This window comes from Rivihabitans pingtungensis, from assembly GCF_003201855.1.
GTDB lineage: Bacteria > Pseudomonadota > Gammaproteobacteria > Burkholderiales > Aquaspirillaceae > Rivihabitans > Rivihabitans pingtungensis.
The window spans coordinates 23916-40238 of the sequence record NZ_QJKI01000030.1 but is presented as its reverse complement, the minus strand read 5'-3'; the positions used below and the strand labels follow the sequence as shown (position 1 = coordinate 40238).

Genomic DNA, 16323 nt, shown 5'->3' with positions numbered 1-16323 from the left:
GCCCATTCTTCGTCGCTGACATCGGATGGGTAAGGTTTGCGGTTTTCCATGGGGCTTGGATTTTACCGCTATGGGATAGTTCAGAACAGGCTCTAGCGGGATGCGGCGCAGTCTGCGCCGCGCTCAGCCGCTCACCCCCGACCTGACCACGCCACCTCCAGCCTGTGTCCGCCTGCCTGCCGATGCCCTGCACAAGATGTGGCCAGCCTCTTTAGATCAATTTAATCTAAAACACAAATTCCTAAGCTTTGACCGTTCCTAGCAGCAACCGGTGTAATCGTCCCCATCGATTTCTTCTACCGGGTGCCCCATGTCGCTCCGATTCAAACAACACAGTGTGCTGCCGGGCTTTGGCCTGGGGCTGGGCTACAGCCTGTTCTGGCTGTGCCTGATTGTCCTGTTGCCACTGGCGGCGCTGGTGCTCAAAAGCGCCCTGCTCGGCCTGGACACATTCTGGGCCACCGTCACCACCGAGCGGGTGCTGGCTTCCTTGCGGCTGTCGTTTGGCGCTTCGCTGCTGGCCGCCGCCATCAATGCCGTGTTTGGCCTGCTGGTGGCCTGGGTGCTGGTGCGCTATCCGTTTCCCGGCAAGCGGCTGATTGATGCGCTGGTGGATTTGCCGTTTGCCCTGCCCACCGCAGTGGCCGGCATCGCGCTGACCACGCTGTATGCGCCCAATGGCTGGTTTGGCCAGTTGCTGGCCCCGCTGGGCCTGAAAGTGGCGTTCACCCCGCTGGGCGTGGTGGTGGCGCTGACCTTTATCGGCCTGCCGTTTGTGGTGCGCACCGTGCAGCCGGTGCTGCAAGAGCTGGAAACCGAACTGGAAGAAGCCGCCGCCTGCCTGGGCGCCAGCCGCTGGCAAACGCTGCGCCGGGTGATTTTTCCGGCGGTGCTGCCGGCCCTGCTGACCGGCTTCACCCTGGCTTTTGCCCGCGCCACTGGCGAGTTTGGTTCGGTGATTTTCATCGCCGGCAATATCCCGCTGGTGTCGGAAATCACCCCGCTGCTGATCATCAGCAAGCTGGAGCAATACGACTACGCCGGGGCCAGCGCCATTGCCGTGCTGATGCTGGTGATTTCTTTTGTGCTGCTGCTGGCGATCAACCTGATTCAGTGGTGGGCCAGCCGCCGCCCGGGCCGCCGTTGACCGCCGCCCACCTGGCTGCCGCTTTCCCACTTTGAGGACGAATCATGAATCTTTCTTCTGCGACCGACCGCCGCAGCCGCAGCACCACCGAGCCGGCCTGGGTGCGACTGACGCTCACCGCGCTGGCGCTGGGGTATCTGGCGGTGTTTCTGCTCACCCCGCTGGTCAGCGTGTTTTACGAGGCCTTGACCAAGGGATTCGAGCTGTATCTGGCGGCGCTGGTCGAGCCCGAGGCGGTGGAGGCGGTCAAGCTGACCCTGCTGACCACGGTGATTGCCGTGCCGCTGAATCTGGTGTTTGGCGTGGCCGCCGCCTGGGCCATCGCCAAGTTTGAGTTTCCGGGCAAACAGGTGTTGATCACGCTGATTGACCTGCCGTTTTCGGTGTCGCCGGTGGTGGCCGGCCTGATTTACGTGCTGTTGTTTGGCGCGCAGGGCTGGCTGGGGCCGTGGCTGGCGGCGCATGACGTGAAAATCATCTTTGCCGTGCCGGGCATTGTGCTGGCCACCGTGTTTGTGACTTTCCCGTTTGTCGCCCGCGAGCTGATTCCGCTGATGCAGGCACAAGGCACCGATGAAGAACAGGCCGCGCGGGTGCTGGGCGCCTCGGGCTGGCAGACCTTCTGGCGGGTGACGCTGCCCAATGTCAAATGGGGCCTGCTGTACGGGGTGATTCTGTGCACGGCGCGCGCCATGGGCGAGTTTGGCGCGGTGAGCGTGGTGTCTGGCCATATTCGCGGCGAAACCAACACCATTCCGCTGCATGTGGAAATTTTGTACAACGAATACAACTTTGTCGGCGCCTTTGCCTGCGCCTCGCTGCTGGCGCTGACCGCCTTGCTGACGCTGGGGCTGAAGTCGCTGGTGGAATGGCGCGCCAGCCGCCCGGCCGCCGGACGCGGCCACACCGAACTGCTGGCGCGCGCCGCCGCCGAGGCGAAATCTCCGGCCCAAGGCAAAGATAAAGACGATAAAGGCGCGCCCGGCCATGTGCTGGCGGAAACCTACTGAGCACTGCGAACAAAACCCGACAGGAAAACCATCATGAGTATTGAAATCCGCAATCTGCGCAAAACCTTCGGCGAATTCGACGTGCTCAAGGACCTGAGCCTGACCGTGGAATCCGGCGAGCTGCTGGCCCTGCTGGGGCCGTCCGGCTGCGGCAAAACCACTTTGCTGCGCATCATCGCCGGCCTGGAAACCGCCGACGCCGGCCAGGTGCTGTTCCACGGCGAGGACGCCACCCAGCGGCCGGTGTCCGAGCGCCAGGTGGGTTTTGTGTTTCAGCATTACGCGCTGTTTCGCCACATGAGCGTGTTCGACAACGTGGCCTTTGGCCTGAGCGTGCGCCCGCGCGCCAGCCGGCCGGCCAAGGCCGACATCCGCGAGCGGGTGATGCGCCTGCTCAAGCTGGTGCAGCTGGACTGGCTGGCCGACGCCTACCCGGATCAGCTCTCCGGCGGCCAGCGCCAGCGCATTGCCCTGGCGCGCTCGCTGGCGGTGGAGCCGCGCGTGCTGCTGCTGGACGAGCCGTTTGGCGCACTGGACGCCAAGGTGCGCAAAGACTTGCGCCGCTGGCTGCGCCAGCTGCACGACGACATCCACCTCACCAGCGTGTTTGTCACCCACGACCAGGAAGAAGCGCTGGAAGTCTCTGACCGCGTGGTGGTGATGAATCGCGGCGTGATCGAGCAAGTGGGCCGGCCAGAAGAGATTTACGAACACCCGGCCAGCCCGTTTGTCACCCAGTTTTTGGGCGACGTGAACCTGTTTCACGGCCGAGTGGGCGCCAACCATGTGGAAATCGGCGACTACGCCCACCCACTGGATGGCCAGGCCCCGGCTGGCAAGGGCGAGGCCAGTGTGTATATCCGCCCGCATGATCTGGAAATCAGCCGCGAAGCTGGCCAGGCGCTGGCCACCGGCACCATCGAGCATATCCACAGCGTGGGCCCGATTGTGCGGGTGGAGCTGCGCCGCCAGGGCAGCGGCGAGTTGATCGACGCCGCGCTGACCCGCGACGACTACCAGCAACTGCGCCTGGCGCTGGGCGACACGGTGTATGTGCGCCCGCGCAAGCTGGCGGTGTTTTTGGACGAGGGCGCCAATATCTGAGCACTTGGCGTGGCGCACTACGCTTGCATCAACATGCTGCCGGCCATCCGCCTTCGGGGGATGGCCGGTTGGCTATGGCAGCGGGCATTCAGGCCATCCCAAACAAGCGCGACAGCACCGCCAGCGCGCCGCCGAGCGCAATCAGGCTGCCGATGCTGAAACGCGCAGGATGGACATGGGCGCGGACGGTGGCGCTGTGGACAAAGGCGGACATGATGGTTTCTCCTTGGCTGAGGCTATCAACACGAACCTTGCTTGAGTTCGTGTTGATAGTGTCGGCCAGCCACGGCCAAATAACCAATCAATTGTTTTTGCCAGATCAATAGCCTGAATCAATGGCCGCCACGCAGCTGTATCAACACAATCCCGGCGGCAATCAGCGCCAGGCCGCACAGCGTTGGCGCGTCCAGCGCTTGCCGGTAGTACAGCCAGCCAAACGCCGTCACCAGGGCGATGCCCACCCCCGACCACAAGGCATAGGCCACGCCCAGCGGCAGGGTGCGCAAGGTCAGCGACAAAAAATAAAACGCCGTGCAATAGCCGACCACCACCAGCACCGACGGCCCCAGCCGGGAAAACCCTTCAGTGGCTTTCAGCGCCGAGGTGGCGATCACCTCCGCCACAATCGCCACGCCCAGATACAGCCAATGCGCTTGCATCTTGCACTCCTGAAAACAGCGCTGCCCGCGCAGAGGCGGGCAGCGAAAAATGGATCATCATCCACCAAAACGGCCTGGCGAGTCAGGCCAGAAGCGCGGTGTCGTGGTGGCACTGCGTGGAACCCTCTGGATCCCCGCCTGCGCGGGGATGACGCGGATTAAGGGATGTTCATGCAGCAGAGCAGATACCTGCACACCCACAGCCCGATGCGCCCCACCTCGTCATGCCCGCGCAGGCGGGCATCCAGTACGGACCACGGCGCGCCGCCGCTTGCCTTCAGTTGCCATGACGCTCAGAACGGCACATCGCCCTGGATAGTGGCACGGTGCATGATGCGGTGCGCCGGGCGGTAGTCGTCGGTGGCGTAATGCTGGGTGACGCGGTTGTCCCAAAACGCCACATCGCCGGCCTGCCAGCGCCAGCGGATGGTGAATTCCGGCTTGGCGTAGTGTTGGAACAGCAAGGGCAGCAGCGCGTCGCTTTCTTCCTGGCTGAGTTCGTTGATGCGGGTGGTGAAGCCATCGTTGACGAACAGCGCTTTCTGGCCGGTTTCCGGGTGGGTGCGGATCACCGGGTGGCTGACCGGCGGGTGGTCGCGGCGGGTTTGCTCCCAGCGCGCCAGGTCTTCCGGCCGGGTGCCGAAGCGCTCCAGCGGGAAGGAGTGCACAAAGTCATGGGTGGCGGTCAGGCCGGTGAGCAGGGTTTGCAGCGCGGGCGACAGCGCGGCAAACGCCGCCGTGCCGCTGGCCCACAGCGTGTCGCCGCCCACTTCCGGCAGCTTGCGCGCCGCCAGCACTGCGCCCAGCGGCGGGGTGGCGTTGAAGGTGACGTCGGTGTGCCAGATGGCGTTGTCGCGCAGGTCAAAGGCTTCGGTGTCCAGCACCATGATTTCCGGCGCGTCCGGGTGTTGCGGGTAGATCGGGTGGGTGTGCAGCGGGCCAAAGCGGGCGGCAAAGTCGCGCTGCTGGCGCGGTGACAGGGTTTGCCCACGGAAGAACAGCACCTGGTGTTGCAGCCAGGCGGCGCGCAGCTCGGCCAGCAGCGCCTCGCTGATTGGCTGCGACAGGTCCACGTCGTGCACTTCGGCGCCCAGCGCCGGGCTCAGGCGGGTGAGTTTCAGGGTCATGCTTGGCTCCTTGCCGCCTGGCGCGCCAGTGGCCAGGCGGAAAAACAATAGGTGATCTAAAAAATTGGGCGGTATTCAGCGGCGCTCAGTCCTGCTGGCCGTGCCACGGGCACAAGCGTTGTTGCAGCGCGCGCAGGCCCAGCTCCAGCACAAAGGCGATGCCGCCAATCACCACGATGCCGGCCAGCACCATATCGGTGACCAGAAACTGCGCCGCTGACTGCACCATGAAGCCCAGGCCACGGGTGGCCGCCACCAGCTCGGCGGCCACCAGGGTGGACCAGCCGGCGCCCAGGCCGATGCGCAGGCCGGTGAGGATGTCGGGCAGCGCGGTGGGCAGCACCACCCGCCACAGCAGTTGACGGCGGCTGGCGCCCAGCGATTGGGCGGCGCGCAGCCGGCTGGGGCTGACCCGAGTGACGCCGTGGGTGGCGGACAACACAATCGGCGCCAGCATGGCCAGAAAAATCAGCAGCACCTTGGACAGCTCGCCAATGCCGCACCAGATGACAATCAGCGGCAGATAGGCCAGCGGCGGCACCGGCCGATAGCCCTCAATCAGCGGGTCGAGCAGGCCGCGCAGCACGGGGCTGACGCCCATGGCCAGGCCCAGCGGCACGCCCACCGCCACGGCGGCCAGCAAGGCCAGGCCGATGCGCGACAGGCTGGCGGCCAGGTGTTGCCACAGCGTGGCGTCCATAAAGCCCTGGCCGGCGGCCAGCGCCAGCTTGGCCAGCACCGCTTGCGGGGCCGGCAGAAACAAGGGTTGGATCCAGCCGCTGCCCGCGGCGATTTGCCAGATCAGCCACAGCAGCGCCACGCTGAACAGGCCCAGCGTCAGCGGGTGACGCAGGCGCAGCCGCCAGCGCGGCGCGCTCAGCCCGGTGAGGCCGGGCAAGGCGGAAGAAAACACCGAAGGCATTACGCGGTCTCCTTGTCGTTCGCCTGCCGATGGCGGGCCAGGGTGTCCAGCAGGTGTTCGCGCAGGGCGATAAAGGCCGGGTCGGATTTCAGCGCGCGCACCGGTTCGCCGGCCAGCCAGCGGCGGCTGAACCCCGGCTCGATACGCTCGACAATGCGCCCCGGCCCCGGCGACATCAGCACCAGTTCGGTGGCCAGAAACAGCGCTTCTTCGATGTCGTGGGTAATCAGGAAAATCCGCCGGCCGCTGTGCCGCCAGACTTCCAGCAGCAGGGTTTGCATCTGCTCGCGGGTGAAAGCGTCCAGCGCGCCAAATGGCTCGTCCATCAGCAAGGCGCGCGAGGGGCTGGCCAGCGCGCGGGCGATGCCGACGCGCTGACGCATGCCGCCAGACAAGGTCCACACCGGCTGACGGGCGGCGTGGGCCAGGCCCACTTCGGCCAGCAGCGCCTCGGCGCGGGCGTGGCGCTCGCGCCGGCCCACGCCTTGCAGCTCCAGCGCAAAAGCCACGTTGTCGCGCACATCCAGCCAGGGCAACAGCGCATCATGCTGAAACACCACGGCGCGATCCGCGCCCGGCCCGGTGATGGGCGCGCCGGCCAGCGTCACCCGCCCCTGGCTGGGCGGCACAAAACCGGCCAGCACATTCAGCAAGGTGGTTTTGCCGCAGCCCGACGGTCCCAGCGCCACGGTGAGCGCCTGCGGGCCAATGCTCAGGCTGACATCGGCCAGCGCCGGCTCGGGCTGGCCGGGGTAGCGCACGCTGACCGACCAGGCGCGCAGCGCATCGTCGTCCATGGCGGGCTCCTTACTTCAGCGCGGCGTTGACAAAGCGCGAGGTGACATACGGCAGGTAGGACGATTGCACCTGCTCCACCTTGCCTTGCGCGCGCAGGAATTCCGCGGTTTTGCCCACCGCCTCGGCAAACGGCTTGTCCAGCAGCTCGGCCTGGCGCTTGAGCGACGGATAGGTGTTGCCGGCCAGCAAGAGCGCCACGTCCTGCGGCTTGGCGCCGGTCAGGCGGGCGATTTTGTCCACATTGGCGCTGTTGGCGGCATAGCCCTTCGGGTCGGCGTTGTACTTGGCGTAGGCGGCGCCGGTGACTTTGACAAACTGGGTGAGAAACTCCGGGTGCTTCTCGGCAAAGTCCTTGCGCACAATCCACAGGTCGTAAGTGGGCGCGCCCCACTTGCCCACTTGCGCCGAGCTGACCAGCACCTTGCCGCTGGCCTTGGCCGTGCCCAGCGCCGGCTCCCACACGTAGGCGGCGTCGATGTCGCCGCGCTGCCAGGCGGCGGCGATTTCACTCGGGCGCAGGTTGACGATGTTCACCTTGCTGGCGTCCACCCCCCAGTGCTTGAGCGCGGCCAGCAGGCTGTAATGGGTGGTGGAGACAAACGGCACGGCGACTTTTTTGCCGACCAGGTCTTTCGGGGCGCTGATATTGCTGCCGTTGCGCACCACCAATGCTTCGGAATCGCCAATCTCGGCGGTCACCAAAAAGGTTTGAATCGGCAGGCCACGGCTGGCGGCGGCGGCCAGCGGGCTGGAGCCGATATTGCCAATCGGCACATCGCCCGAGGCGACGGCGGCAATCACCTCGGCGCCGCTTTCGAATTTGCGCCAGTTGATCTTGCTGCCGGTGGCGGCTTCGTAAGCGCCATCGGCCTGCGCCACCTTGGAAGGGTCGATGCCGGTCTGGTAGGCGATGGTCACCGGGTCGGCGGCGCTGGCGGTTCCCGCCAGCAGGGACAGGGCGACATACAGGGATTTCAAGGCGGGATGACTCATGAACGGGCTCCAGTGAAGTTCAGGTGATGCGCCCGGCGCGGTGGGCTGAGCCCAGCGCCGGGAATGCGTGAAATCACTGTAACAAGCGGTCGGATTAAGCTGTATGAAAATAAGAAAAGCTTTTTTTATTAGATTTTGGTCTAAAGGCGGCGCTAGGCAGAGGCTGAGTTGGCCTTGGTTATATTTCCCACAGGAATAACACCATGACTAAATCAATTTGACGGTTACTAAGCAGACGGTTGTAATACCACTATTCACAGCGCAGGCCGATGGTTACCCCGTCCGCCTGCGTCGGTTTTTGGTTTGCCGCGCCCCACCCGGCGCGGCATGCAGCGTGCGGGGCACACCCCGCAGGAGCAGAATGCAATGATTGCGCTCAAACAGGTGAGCAAGCGCTTCGTCCGCCCGGACGGCGGCGTGTTCACCGCCCTCTCGCCTAGCGACCTGGATATCCAGGCCGGGGAAATCTTCGGGCTGATCGGCCCGTCTGGCGCCGGCAAATCCACCCTGCTGCGCCTGATCAATCTGCTGGAGCGCCCGGACGGCGGCCAGGTAGTGGTGGACGGCCAGACGCTGACCGCGCTGCCCGCCGCCGGCTTGCGTCGCGCCCGGCAAAACATCGGCATGATTTTTCAGCAGTTCAATCTGATGGCCAACCGCACGGTGGCCGACAATGTGGCGTTTCCGCTGGAAATCGCCGGCTGGCCGGCCGCCGAGCGCGCGGCGCGGGTGGCGGAGTGCCTGGCGTTGGTGGGACTGGCGGATCGCGCCGGCGATTACCCGGCGCAGTTGTCCGGCGGGCAAAAGCAGCGGGTGGGCATTGCCCGCGCGCTGGCGCCGCGTCCGCATGTGCTGCTGGCCGACGAGCCGACCTCGGCGCTGGACCCGGCCACCACGCGCGGCATTCTGGACTGCCTGGCCGACATCAATCAGCGCCTGGGGGTGACCGTGGTGATCGTCACCCACGAAATGGCGGTGGTGCGCGCCATTTGCCACCGCGCGGCGGTGGTGACGCAGGGAACGATTGCCGAAATCTTCCCGGTGATTGACGGCGTGGCGCAGGCGAACAGCGCGGCTGGCCTGGCCTTGCTGGAGGAGGCGTGAGATGGATTTCAGTAATTTGCTGTCGATGGCCCCGGAAATCTGGCAAGCCAGCCTGGAAACCGCGCTGATGCTGGGCATTGGCCTGACGGTGGCCATTGTGCTGGGCGGGCCGCTGGGCATCGTGTTGTTCCTGACCCAGCCGGGGCAGCTGTGGGCGCATCGCGCGCTGAATGGCGTGCTGGGCTGGCTGGTGAATCTGGTGCGCTCGTTTCCGTTCATCATCCTGATGGTGTCGCTGGTGCCGCTGACCCGGCTGCTGGTGGGCAGCACCATCGGCCCGGTGGCCGCCGCCGTGCCGCTGTCGTTTGCCGCCATTCCTTACTTTGCCCGGTTGGTGGAGCAAACCCTGCGCGAAGTGCCGCGCGGCGTGCTGGAAGCCGCCGAAGCCATGGGCGCCAGCCCGTGGCAGATCATCCGCAAGGTGCTGATCAACGAGGCGCGCGCCGGGCTGGTGTCCAGCCTGACCATTCTGACCATCAGTTTTCTCAGCTACTCGGCGGTGGCCGGGGTGGTGGGCGGGGGCGGCATTGGCGATCTGGCCATCCGCTACGGCTACTACCGCTTTCAGACCGATGTGATGCTGGCGATGGTCGCCCTGCTGGTGGTGTTGGTGCAGCTGATCCAGTGGTTGGGGGCGCGGCTGGCCAAGGCGCTGGACAAGCGTTAAGCGTCGCCCACCAAACAGAATTTTGAACAGGCCCCGCCCGGCATCCCGGACGGCGGCAAACCGACCGGGCGGCCATCCCGCCGGTCACCCCATAAGGAGCTCATCATGCGTCGTCATTTCCTCAAACTCGCCGTGGCCCTGGCCGTGAGCGGCGCGCTGTCCACCTCCGCCCTGGCCGCCGACCCGGCCAAGCCGGAACTGGTGTTCGGCACCACCGTCGGCGACTTTGGCGATATGGTTAAACAGTCGATCAAGCCCATCCTGGAAAAACAAGGCTACAAGGTCAAGCTGGTGGAATTCACCGACTATGTGCGCCCCAATCTGGCGCTGGCCGAAGGTTCGATCGACGTGAATATCTTCCAGCACAAGCCCTATCTGGATAACTTCGCCAAAGAGCACAAGCTGGCGCTGACCCCGGTGGCGCAAGTGCCGACCGGCCCGCTGGGCCTGTACAGCGGCAAGCAAAAGGCGCTGGCGGCGGTAAAGGCCGGCAGCACGGTGGCGGTGCCCAACGACCCGACCAATCAGGCGCGCGCGCTGGTGATGCTGGCCGACCTGGGCTGGATCACCCTCAAGCCGGGCATTGATCCGCTGACCGCCAGCGAGCGCGATGTGGAAAACAACCTCAAGCAGATCAAGATTGTGCCGCTGGAAGCCGCGCAACTGCCGCGCGCGCGCGGTGACGTGGATTTTGCCGTGGTCAACGGCAATTACGCGGTCAGCTCGGGCATGAAGTTCACCGAAGCGCTGGCGCTGGAAAAAAGCTACGCCTACGTGAACTGGGTGGTGGTGCGCACGGCGGACGTCAACAAGCCCTTTGTGAAGGACATCACCGCCGCTTACAACTCGGCGGAGTTCAAAGCCTGGGCAAAAACCCGCTTTGCCGGCTATAAGCTGCCGCAAAGCTGGAAGTAATCAGTCAGCCCTGCCGTCGCCTGCCGGCGGCGGGAGATCACACAAGGCCCTGCGCGGCCCGCCAAACAGGCGGGATCACGCAGGGCCTTGTGTCGTGCCGCGCTGCGGGTTATGCGCGCCGCGAACAAAACCCTGCTGACGTGCTTGTACTGCCTGTAACCGCACGTCTGGCCAGGATCGCTGCGCGGGGTGGTGTGTGCGACGCTAACGGCCGGCGCCGGGCTTCCAGCCGCCGCCCAGCGCCTTGAACAGCTCGACGCTGGCGTTCAGCTGCGCCTGGCGGGTGGTGATGTGCGCCAGTTGGGCATCGTTGAAGGTGCGTTGGCTGTCCAGCACGTCCAGCAGGCTGGCGTGGCCGGCTTGCAGGCGCAGGTGCGCCAGGCCCAGGGTGTGCCGGGCGTTGGCCACCCGGCTGGCCTGGGCGCGCTCGGCCTCGCCATCTTCGCGCAGATTCACCAGCGCATCGCGCACGTCTTTGTAGGCCACTTGCAGGGCGTTTTGCCAGCTGATCAGCGATTGCTGATTCAGCGCGCGCGCCTGATCCACCCGTGCCGAGGTGCGGCCAAAGTCCAGAATCGGCAGCAATGCCGAAATCCCCAGCGACCACGCGCCCGCGCCGGCACTGAACAAATCGGCCAAGGTCTGGCTTTCGCTGCCGCTGCTGCCGGTCAAGGTGAACTTGGGGAAATATCCGGCTTTGGCCACGCCGATATTGGCGTTGGCGGCAATCAGCTGTTGCTCGGCCTGCATCACGTCCGGCCTGGCTTCGATCAGCTCGGCCGGCAGGCCGGCCGGCGGTTGCGGCGGCAGTGGCAGCTGGCGCACATCGCCAGCGGCCAGGCTGAGTTCTGGCTGGCCGCTCAGCAGGGCCAACTGGTGTTCGGACAAGGCGCGCTGGCGGCGCAGCTCGGCCAGTTGGGCGCGGGCAGCGTGCAGGGCGTTATCCGCTGCCTGGCTATCCACCAACGAGCTGAGACCGGCATTCAGCCGCAGCTGCATCAGCCGCTGGCCTTCCTCGCGCGTGCGCACGGTTTCGCCCACCACGGCCAGTTGAGCATCCAGCGCGCGCAAATTCAGATAGGTGCTGGTCACCACGCCGGCCACCGACAGGCGCACGGCGTCGCGCGCGTACTGGCTGGCCAGCAGGCTGGCGCGCACCGACTCATTGGCGCGGCGCACCCGACCCCACACGTCCAGCTCGTAAGAAGTGCTCAGCGTGGCGCTGCGCGCGGTGCGCAGGCGCGGCGAATTGGCCGAGTAGCTGGCGGTGCGGGTGCTCGCCTGGGTTTTGCTGGCGCTGGCGCCGCCGTCGATTTCTGGCAAAAACGCCGCACCGGCCTCACGCGCCACGGCGTCGGCCTGCTCCACCCGCGCCACCGCCAGCCGCACGTCGGCATTGTGGCTCAAGGCGCGCTCGACCAGCTGGTTCAGCATCGGGTCTTGAAACAGCACCCACCAGTCGGCCTGCACCGCCGCGCTGGCGGCGCGGGTGGGAGAGGCGTCAAAGCTGGCCGGCAGCGCGGCGCTGGGGCGGTGGTAATCCGGCCCGATGGCGCAGCCCGCCAGGGTCAGCGCCGTCAGTGCGGCGGCCAGAGGGGAAATGCGCGCCATCATGGGTGTTTCTCCTCGTCGTCGGCATCCATATGCGACGGATCCACTTGTTTGCCGCGCTCCAGCCACTTGAAGAACAGCGGCACAAACAGCGTGGCGATAAAGGTGGCAGCCAGCATGCCGCCAAACACCCCGGTGCCCATCGACTGGCGCGCGCCCGCGCCCGCGCCAGTGGCTTTGACCAGCGGGAACACGCCCAGCACAAAGGCCAGCGAGGTCATGATGATGGGCCGCAGCCGCAACCGCGCCGCCTCAATGGCGGCGTCGGCCGCGCTCAGGCCTTCGCGGTATTTTTGCGCGGCGAACTCGACAATCAGGATGGCGTTTTTCGACGCCAGCCCGATCAGCACCACCAGGCCAATCTGGAAGTAAATATCGTTGGGCATGCCGCGCAGCCAGATGGCGGTGAGCGCGCCCATCAGCGCAAACGGCACCGACATCACCACGGCGACGGGCAGCGACCATTTTTCATACTGGGCGGCCAGAATCAAAAACACCATGATGATGGCAAAGCCAAAGGCTTGCAGCGAGGAGCCGGCGCTGCGCTTTTCCTGGAAGGCCTGGCCGGTCCAGGCAATGCTGTAGCCCTCGGGCAGGGTGGCGGCGGCCACGTCTTCGACAATCTGCATGGCCTGGCCCGAGCTCACCCCCGGCTTGCTGTCGCCCATCAGCTTGGCGGCGATAAAGCCGTTAAAGCGCTCCACCTGCTCGGGGCCAACCACGTTTTTCACCGTGGCGATGGCCGACAGCGGAATCATCGCCTGGCTGCTCTGGCTCTTGACGTACACCCGGTTGATGTCGTCCGGCTTCATACGGTACGGCGCTTCGGCTTGCAACTGCACCCGGTATACCCGGCCGGCCTTGTTGAAGTCGTTGACGTAGTACGCGCCCATGGTGCTTTGCAGCGTGGTGTACACATCCGAGATGGCAATGCCCAGTGCCATGGCTTTTTGTTCGTCTACTTCGACAAACAGCTGCGGCACGGTGGGGCGGAAGAAAGTAGAAATCCGGGTAAATTCCGGGTGTTTCTTCAGTTCGTCCATCAAGACGTTCAGCACCTCGCTCAGCTTTTTCGGATCGCCATCCACCCGGTTTTGCACATACACCTCAAAACCGCCGGTGGTGCCCAGGCCCTGGATTGGCGCCGGGTTGAACACCAGCGCCATGCCATCAGGCTGGCTCATGCCAAAACCGGTGAATTTGCCCACCATGTCTTGTGCCTTGCCTTCGCGCTCCGACCAGTCTTTCAGGGTGACAAACACCGTGCCAGCGTTGGTTTTATTGCCGCCGCTGATCAAGTCAAAACCCGAGACAATAAAGGTGTGTTCCACCGCCGGGTCTTTGGCCACCATCTGGCGCATACGCTCGCCCGTGGCTTCGGTGCGTTTGAGCGTGGCGCCATCAGGCAGGCTCAAGGCCGAAATCAGCCGGCCCTGATCCTCGGCTGGCACAAAGCCGCCGGGGATCAGCTTGAACAACAGCGCGGTGGCGCCCACCACGCAGGCAAACACCAGCACACCCACCAGCCCATGGCGCAGGGTAAAACGCACCGTGCCGGTATAGCGATTGGTCAGCCGGTCAAACGCGCGGTTGAACGGAGCAAACAGCTTGTTTTCGCTGTGCTGGGCTTTCAGCAGCAGCGCACACAAAGCCGGGGTCAGCGTCAGCGCCACCACGCCGGACAGCACCACCGCCACCGCCACGGTGACGGCAAACTGCTTGTACAGCTGGCCGGCGATGCCGCCCAGAAACGCCACCGGCACAAACACCGCGCACAGCACCAGCACAATGGCAATCAGCGCGCCGGTGACTTCGTGCATGGCCTTGATCGCCGCCTGCTTGGGCGAGAGTTTTTCTTCCGCCATCAACCGTTCGACGTTTTCCAGCACCACAATGGCGTCATCCACCACGATGCCGATGGCCAGCACCATGGCAAACAAGGTCAGCGTGTTGATGGAAAACCCAAACAGCCACAGCCCGGCAAAAGTGCCAATCAGCGAAATCGGCACCGCCACCATCGGAATCAGCGTGGCGCGCCAGCTTTGCAGGAACAAGAACACCACAGCAATCACCAGCACCATGGCTTCGATCAGCGTGCTTTTCACCTCTTTGATCGAGGCGGTGACAAAGCGGGTGCTGTCCACTGGCACCACATAGCCCATGCCTTGCGGGAATTTCTTTTGCAGTTCCTGCATCTTGGCCTGTACCAAGTCGGCCACTTCCAGCGCATTGGCGCCGGTTTGCAGGAACACGCCCATGGCGATGGTCGGCTGGCCGTCCAGCGTCACCCTTTGCTCGTAGCTGTAAGCGCCCAGCTCAATGCGCGCCACATCTTTCAGTCGCAGCACGCCGCTGGGGCCGCTGGCGCGGATGACGATATTGCCGAATTCATCTTCGCTGAGCAGCCGGCCCTTGGCAGTGACGGTGTACACCAGTTGCTGGTCGTTCGGCGCCGGCTCCTGGCCAATCTTGCCAGCGGCATTCTGCGCGTTCTGGGCGTTGATGGCGGCGGCGATTTCGCTGGTGGTCACCCCCAGTTGGGCCATGCGGTCGGGCTTGAGCCAGATGCGCATGGAGTAATCCTGCGCGCCAAACACCGTCACATCGCCCACGCCCTTCACCCGCTTGAGTTCATCAACGATGTTCAGCGAGGCGTAGTTGGACAAAAACAGCGTGTTGTATTTGCCGCCGTCGGATTTCAGCGCCACCACTTGCAGGATGTCGGTCGAGCGCTTTTGCACCACCACGCCATTGCGCCGCACGGTTTCTGGCAGACGCGGCTCGGCGGCCTTGACCCGGTTGTTGACGTTCACCGCCGCCATATCGGCATTGGTGCCCACCTCAAACGTAGCGGTGATGGTCACCACGCCGTTGGCCGCCGCCGACGAGGTGAAATACAGCATGTTCTCCACCCCGTTGAGCTGTTCTTCAATCGGCGCGGCCACCGTCTTGGACAGGGTTTCTGCCGATGCGCCCGGATAGGTGGCGGTGATCACCACGGTGGGCGGGGCGATTTGCGGGTATTGCGCAATCGGCAATACCTGCAAGGCCACCAGCCCGGCAATCACGATGATGATGGAGATAACCGAGGCAAAAATCGGTCGGTTGATAAAAAACTTGGCCATGGCTTAGCCTTTCTTGCCATCAGCGGCCGGCTTGTCGCCGCCAGCCTCGCCCGGCGCGCGCGGCTTGACCGGCATGCCCGGCTTGAGCTTGATCAGATTGTCGATAATCACCTTATCGCCTGCCTTCAGCCCGCCCAGAATCACCCAATCCTTGCCCTGCCATTCGCCAGCCTGCACTGGGCGCGGCGTGGCTTTATTGTCTGCGCCCACCGTCATCACCCGCGCGCCCTGCTCGCCTTGCGCCACCGCAGCTTGCGGCACCAGGAACACCCCGTCACGCTCACCCGTGACCAGACGCACGCGCACAAACTGACCCGGCAGGATCAATTGCTCGCTGTTATCGAATTCGGCACGCAGCTGTTGTGTGCCCAGCGTGGTGTCGATATTGCTGGCCACAAAGTTCAGCTTGCCGCGCTTGGGGTAGACCGAGCCATCCGGCAACACCAGCTCCACCGCCTGCACCGCTTCGGCCGTCACCCGCCGCGCCGGAAACCTGGCCAGATCGCCCTCGCCCAGCGAAAAGCGCACCCAGGCCGGATTCACCTGCTGCACATTGGTCAGCAGGCTGTCGGCGGTGGAAATCAAATTGCCTTCGGATTTCACCGCGCGGCCCGCCACCCCGGCCACTGGCGCGGTGACCGTGGTCCACGACAGATTCAGCTCGGCCTGCTTGAGCGCCGCCTGCGCCATGGCATTGGCCGATACCGCATCGTCGTAGTCTTTTTGCGCCACCGCCTTGGCCTCGGCCAGCCCCTTCAGCCGCGCCACTTCGCGCGCGGTCTGCTCGGCGCGCGCGCGCGCCTCGGCAGCGGCAATTTCATACGGGGCGCGGTCGATCTGGAACAGCGCCTGCCCGGCTTTCACCGGCTCGCCTTCCTGATACAGGCGCTTGAGCAGAATCCCACCCACCCGCGCGCGCACCTCGGCCTCGCGCGCGCCCTCGGCCTGGCCCATCACCTCGACGCGGGTGGGCACTTTTTGTGGTTGCATGTCCAGCACGGTGACCGGCATCGGCCCTTGCGGCGGCGGCGCGTCGGCTTTTTTCTCGCCGCAACCGGCCAATACCACGCCGACGCAGGCCATGGTCAACCAGGCGGACAAGGATGGACTGGAAAAAAATTGGCGCTTGGCAAGCGTCATG

At 64.9% G+C, this 16323-nt stretch carries 15 protein-coding genes; 6 read left to right on the top strand and 9 right to left on the bottom strand.

All coding sequences use genetic code 11. The annotated features are described in order from the left end of the window. The first annotated feature begins 310 nt into the window (after positions 1–310). Genes cysT through DFR34_RS15300 form a run of 3 tightly spaced genes read left to right on the top strand, consistent with a single transcriptional unit; the run spans position 311 to position 3261 of the window. Positions 311–1147 (top strand): sulfate ABC transporter permease subunit CysT, encoded by an 837-nt coding sequence (gene cysT, locus DFR34_RS15310; RefSeq protein ID WP_110392025.1) that lies wholly within the window; start codon positions 311–313, stop codon positions 1145–1147. Between the two features lie 44 nt (positions 1148–1191). Next, a complete protein-coding gene (cysW, locus tag DFR34_RS15305; RefSeq protein ID WP_110392024.1) occupies positions 1192–2157 on the top strand; it encodes a sulfate ABC transporter permease subunit CysW in 966 nt (321 codons plus the stop codon). A 33-nt stretch (positions 2158–2190) separates the two neighbouring features. Further along, a complete protein-coding gene (locus DFR34_RS15300; protein WP_110392023.1) occupies positions 2191–3261 on the top strand; it encodes a sulfate/molybdate ABC transporter ATP-binding protein in 1071 nt (356 codons plus the stop codon). Between the two features lie 88 nt (positions 3262–3349). On the opposite strand, the gene DFR34_RS17795 is transcribed toward DFR34_RS15300, so the two are convergent. The 6 genes from DFR34_RS17795 to tauA all read right to left on the bottom strand — a co-directional run bounded on the left by DFR34_RS17795 (position 3350) and on the right by tauA (position 7760). Next, positions 3350–3475 carry a hypothetical protein gene (locus tag DFR34_RS17795; RefSeq protein WP_276329698.1) on the bottom strand — a complete coding sequence of 42 codons (126 nt, stop codon included), beginning with the start codon at positions 3473–3475 and terminating at the stop codon, positions 3350–3352. A gap of 118 nt (positions 3476–3593) precedes the next feature. Continuing rightward, entirely contained in the window at positions 3594–3920 is a 327-nt protein-coding gene (locus DFR34_RS15295; RefSeq protein WP_110392022.1) for a DMT family transporter, read from the bottom strand. 293 nt (positions 3921–4213) lie between these two features. Beyond that, positions 4214–5047: a taurine dioxygenase gene (gene tauD / locus DFR34_RS15290; RefSeq protein WP_110392031.1), complete on the bottom strand. Its 834-nt coding sequence runs from the start codon at positions 5045–5047 to the stop codon at positions 4214–4216. A gap of 85 nt (positions 5048–5132) precedes the next feature. Further along, the gene (gene tauC, locus DFR34_RS15285) at positions 5133–5969 is read right to left on the bottom strand and encodes a taurine ABC transporter permease TauC (protein WP_110392021.1); all 837 of its coding nucleotides are present in this window, start codon (positions 5967–5969) and stop codon (positions 5133–5135) included. Beyond that, on the bottom strand, positions 5969–6766 hold the full coding sequence (tauB, locus tag DFR34_RS15280) for a taurine ABC transporter ATP-binding subunit (RefSeq protein WP_110392020.1): 798 nt from the start codon (positions 6764–6766) through the stop codon (positions 5969–5971). Before tauB ends, tauC begins: the two co-directional genes overlap by 1 nt. Before the next feature lie 10 nt (positions 6767–6776). After that, complete coding sequence (gene tauA / locus DFR34_RS15275) at positions 6777–7760, bottom strand: taurine ABC transporter substrate-binding protein (protein ID WP_110392019.1); 984 nt, start codon at positions 7758–7760, stop codon at positions 6777–6779. A 366-nt stretch (positions 7761–8126) separates the two neighbouring features. On the opposite strand from tauA, the gene DFR34_RS15270 reads away from it, so the two are divergent. From DFR34_RS15270 to DFR34_RS15260, 3 genes are all read left to right on the top strand, one after another. Further along, positions 8127–8864 (top strand): methionine ABC transporter ATP-binding protein, encoded by a 738-nt coding sequence (locus tag DFR34_RS15270; RefSeq protein ID WP_110392030.1) that lies wholly within the window; start codon positions 8127–8129, stop codon positions 8862–8864. Position 8865: 1 nt separating this feature from the next. Further along, the gene (locus DFR34_RS15265; RefSeq protein ID WP_110392018.1) at positions 8866–9531 is read left to right on the top strand and encodes a methionine ABC transporter permease; all 666 of its coding nucleotides are present in this window, start codon (positions 8866–8868) and stop codon (positions 9529–9531) included. 105 nt (positions 9532–9636) lie between these two features. After that, entirely contained in the window at positions 9637–10446 is an 810-nt protein-coding gene (locus DFR34_RS15260) for a MetQ/NlpA family ABC transporter substrate-binding protein (RefSeq protein WP_110392017.1), read from the top strand. Between the two features lie 204 nt (positions 10447–10650). Here DFR34_RS15260 and DFR34_RS15255 read toward each other — a convergent pair whose 3' ends face one another. From DFR34_RS15255 to DFR34_RS15245, 3 genes are read right to left on the bottom strand one after another with little or no spacing between them, the layout of a single operon-like run. Beyond that, positions 10651–12060, bottom strand: a complete 1410-nt coding sequence (locus tag DFR34_RS15255; protein ID WP_110392016.1) for an efflux transporter outer membrane subunit — start codon at positions 12058–12060, stop codon at positions 10651–10653. Beyond that, positions 12057–15182: an efflux RND transporter permease subunit gene (locus DFR34_RS15250; protein WP_110392015.1), complete on the bottom strand. Its 3126-nt coding sequence runs from the start codon at positions 15180–15182 to the stop codon at positions 12057–12059. The genes DFR34_RS15255 and DFR34_RS15250 overlap by 4 nt, the downstream gene beginning before the upstream one ends. A gap of 3 nt (positions 15183–15185) precedes the next feature. Then, positions 15186–16322, bottom strand: coding sequence for an efflux RND transporter periplasmic adaptor subunit (locus DFR34_RS15245; RefSeq protein WP_110392014.1), 1137 nt, complete (start codon positions 16320–16322; stop codon positions 15186–15188). Between the last annotated feature and the right edge of the window lies 1 nt (position 16323).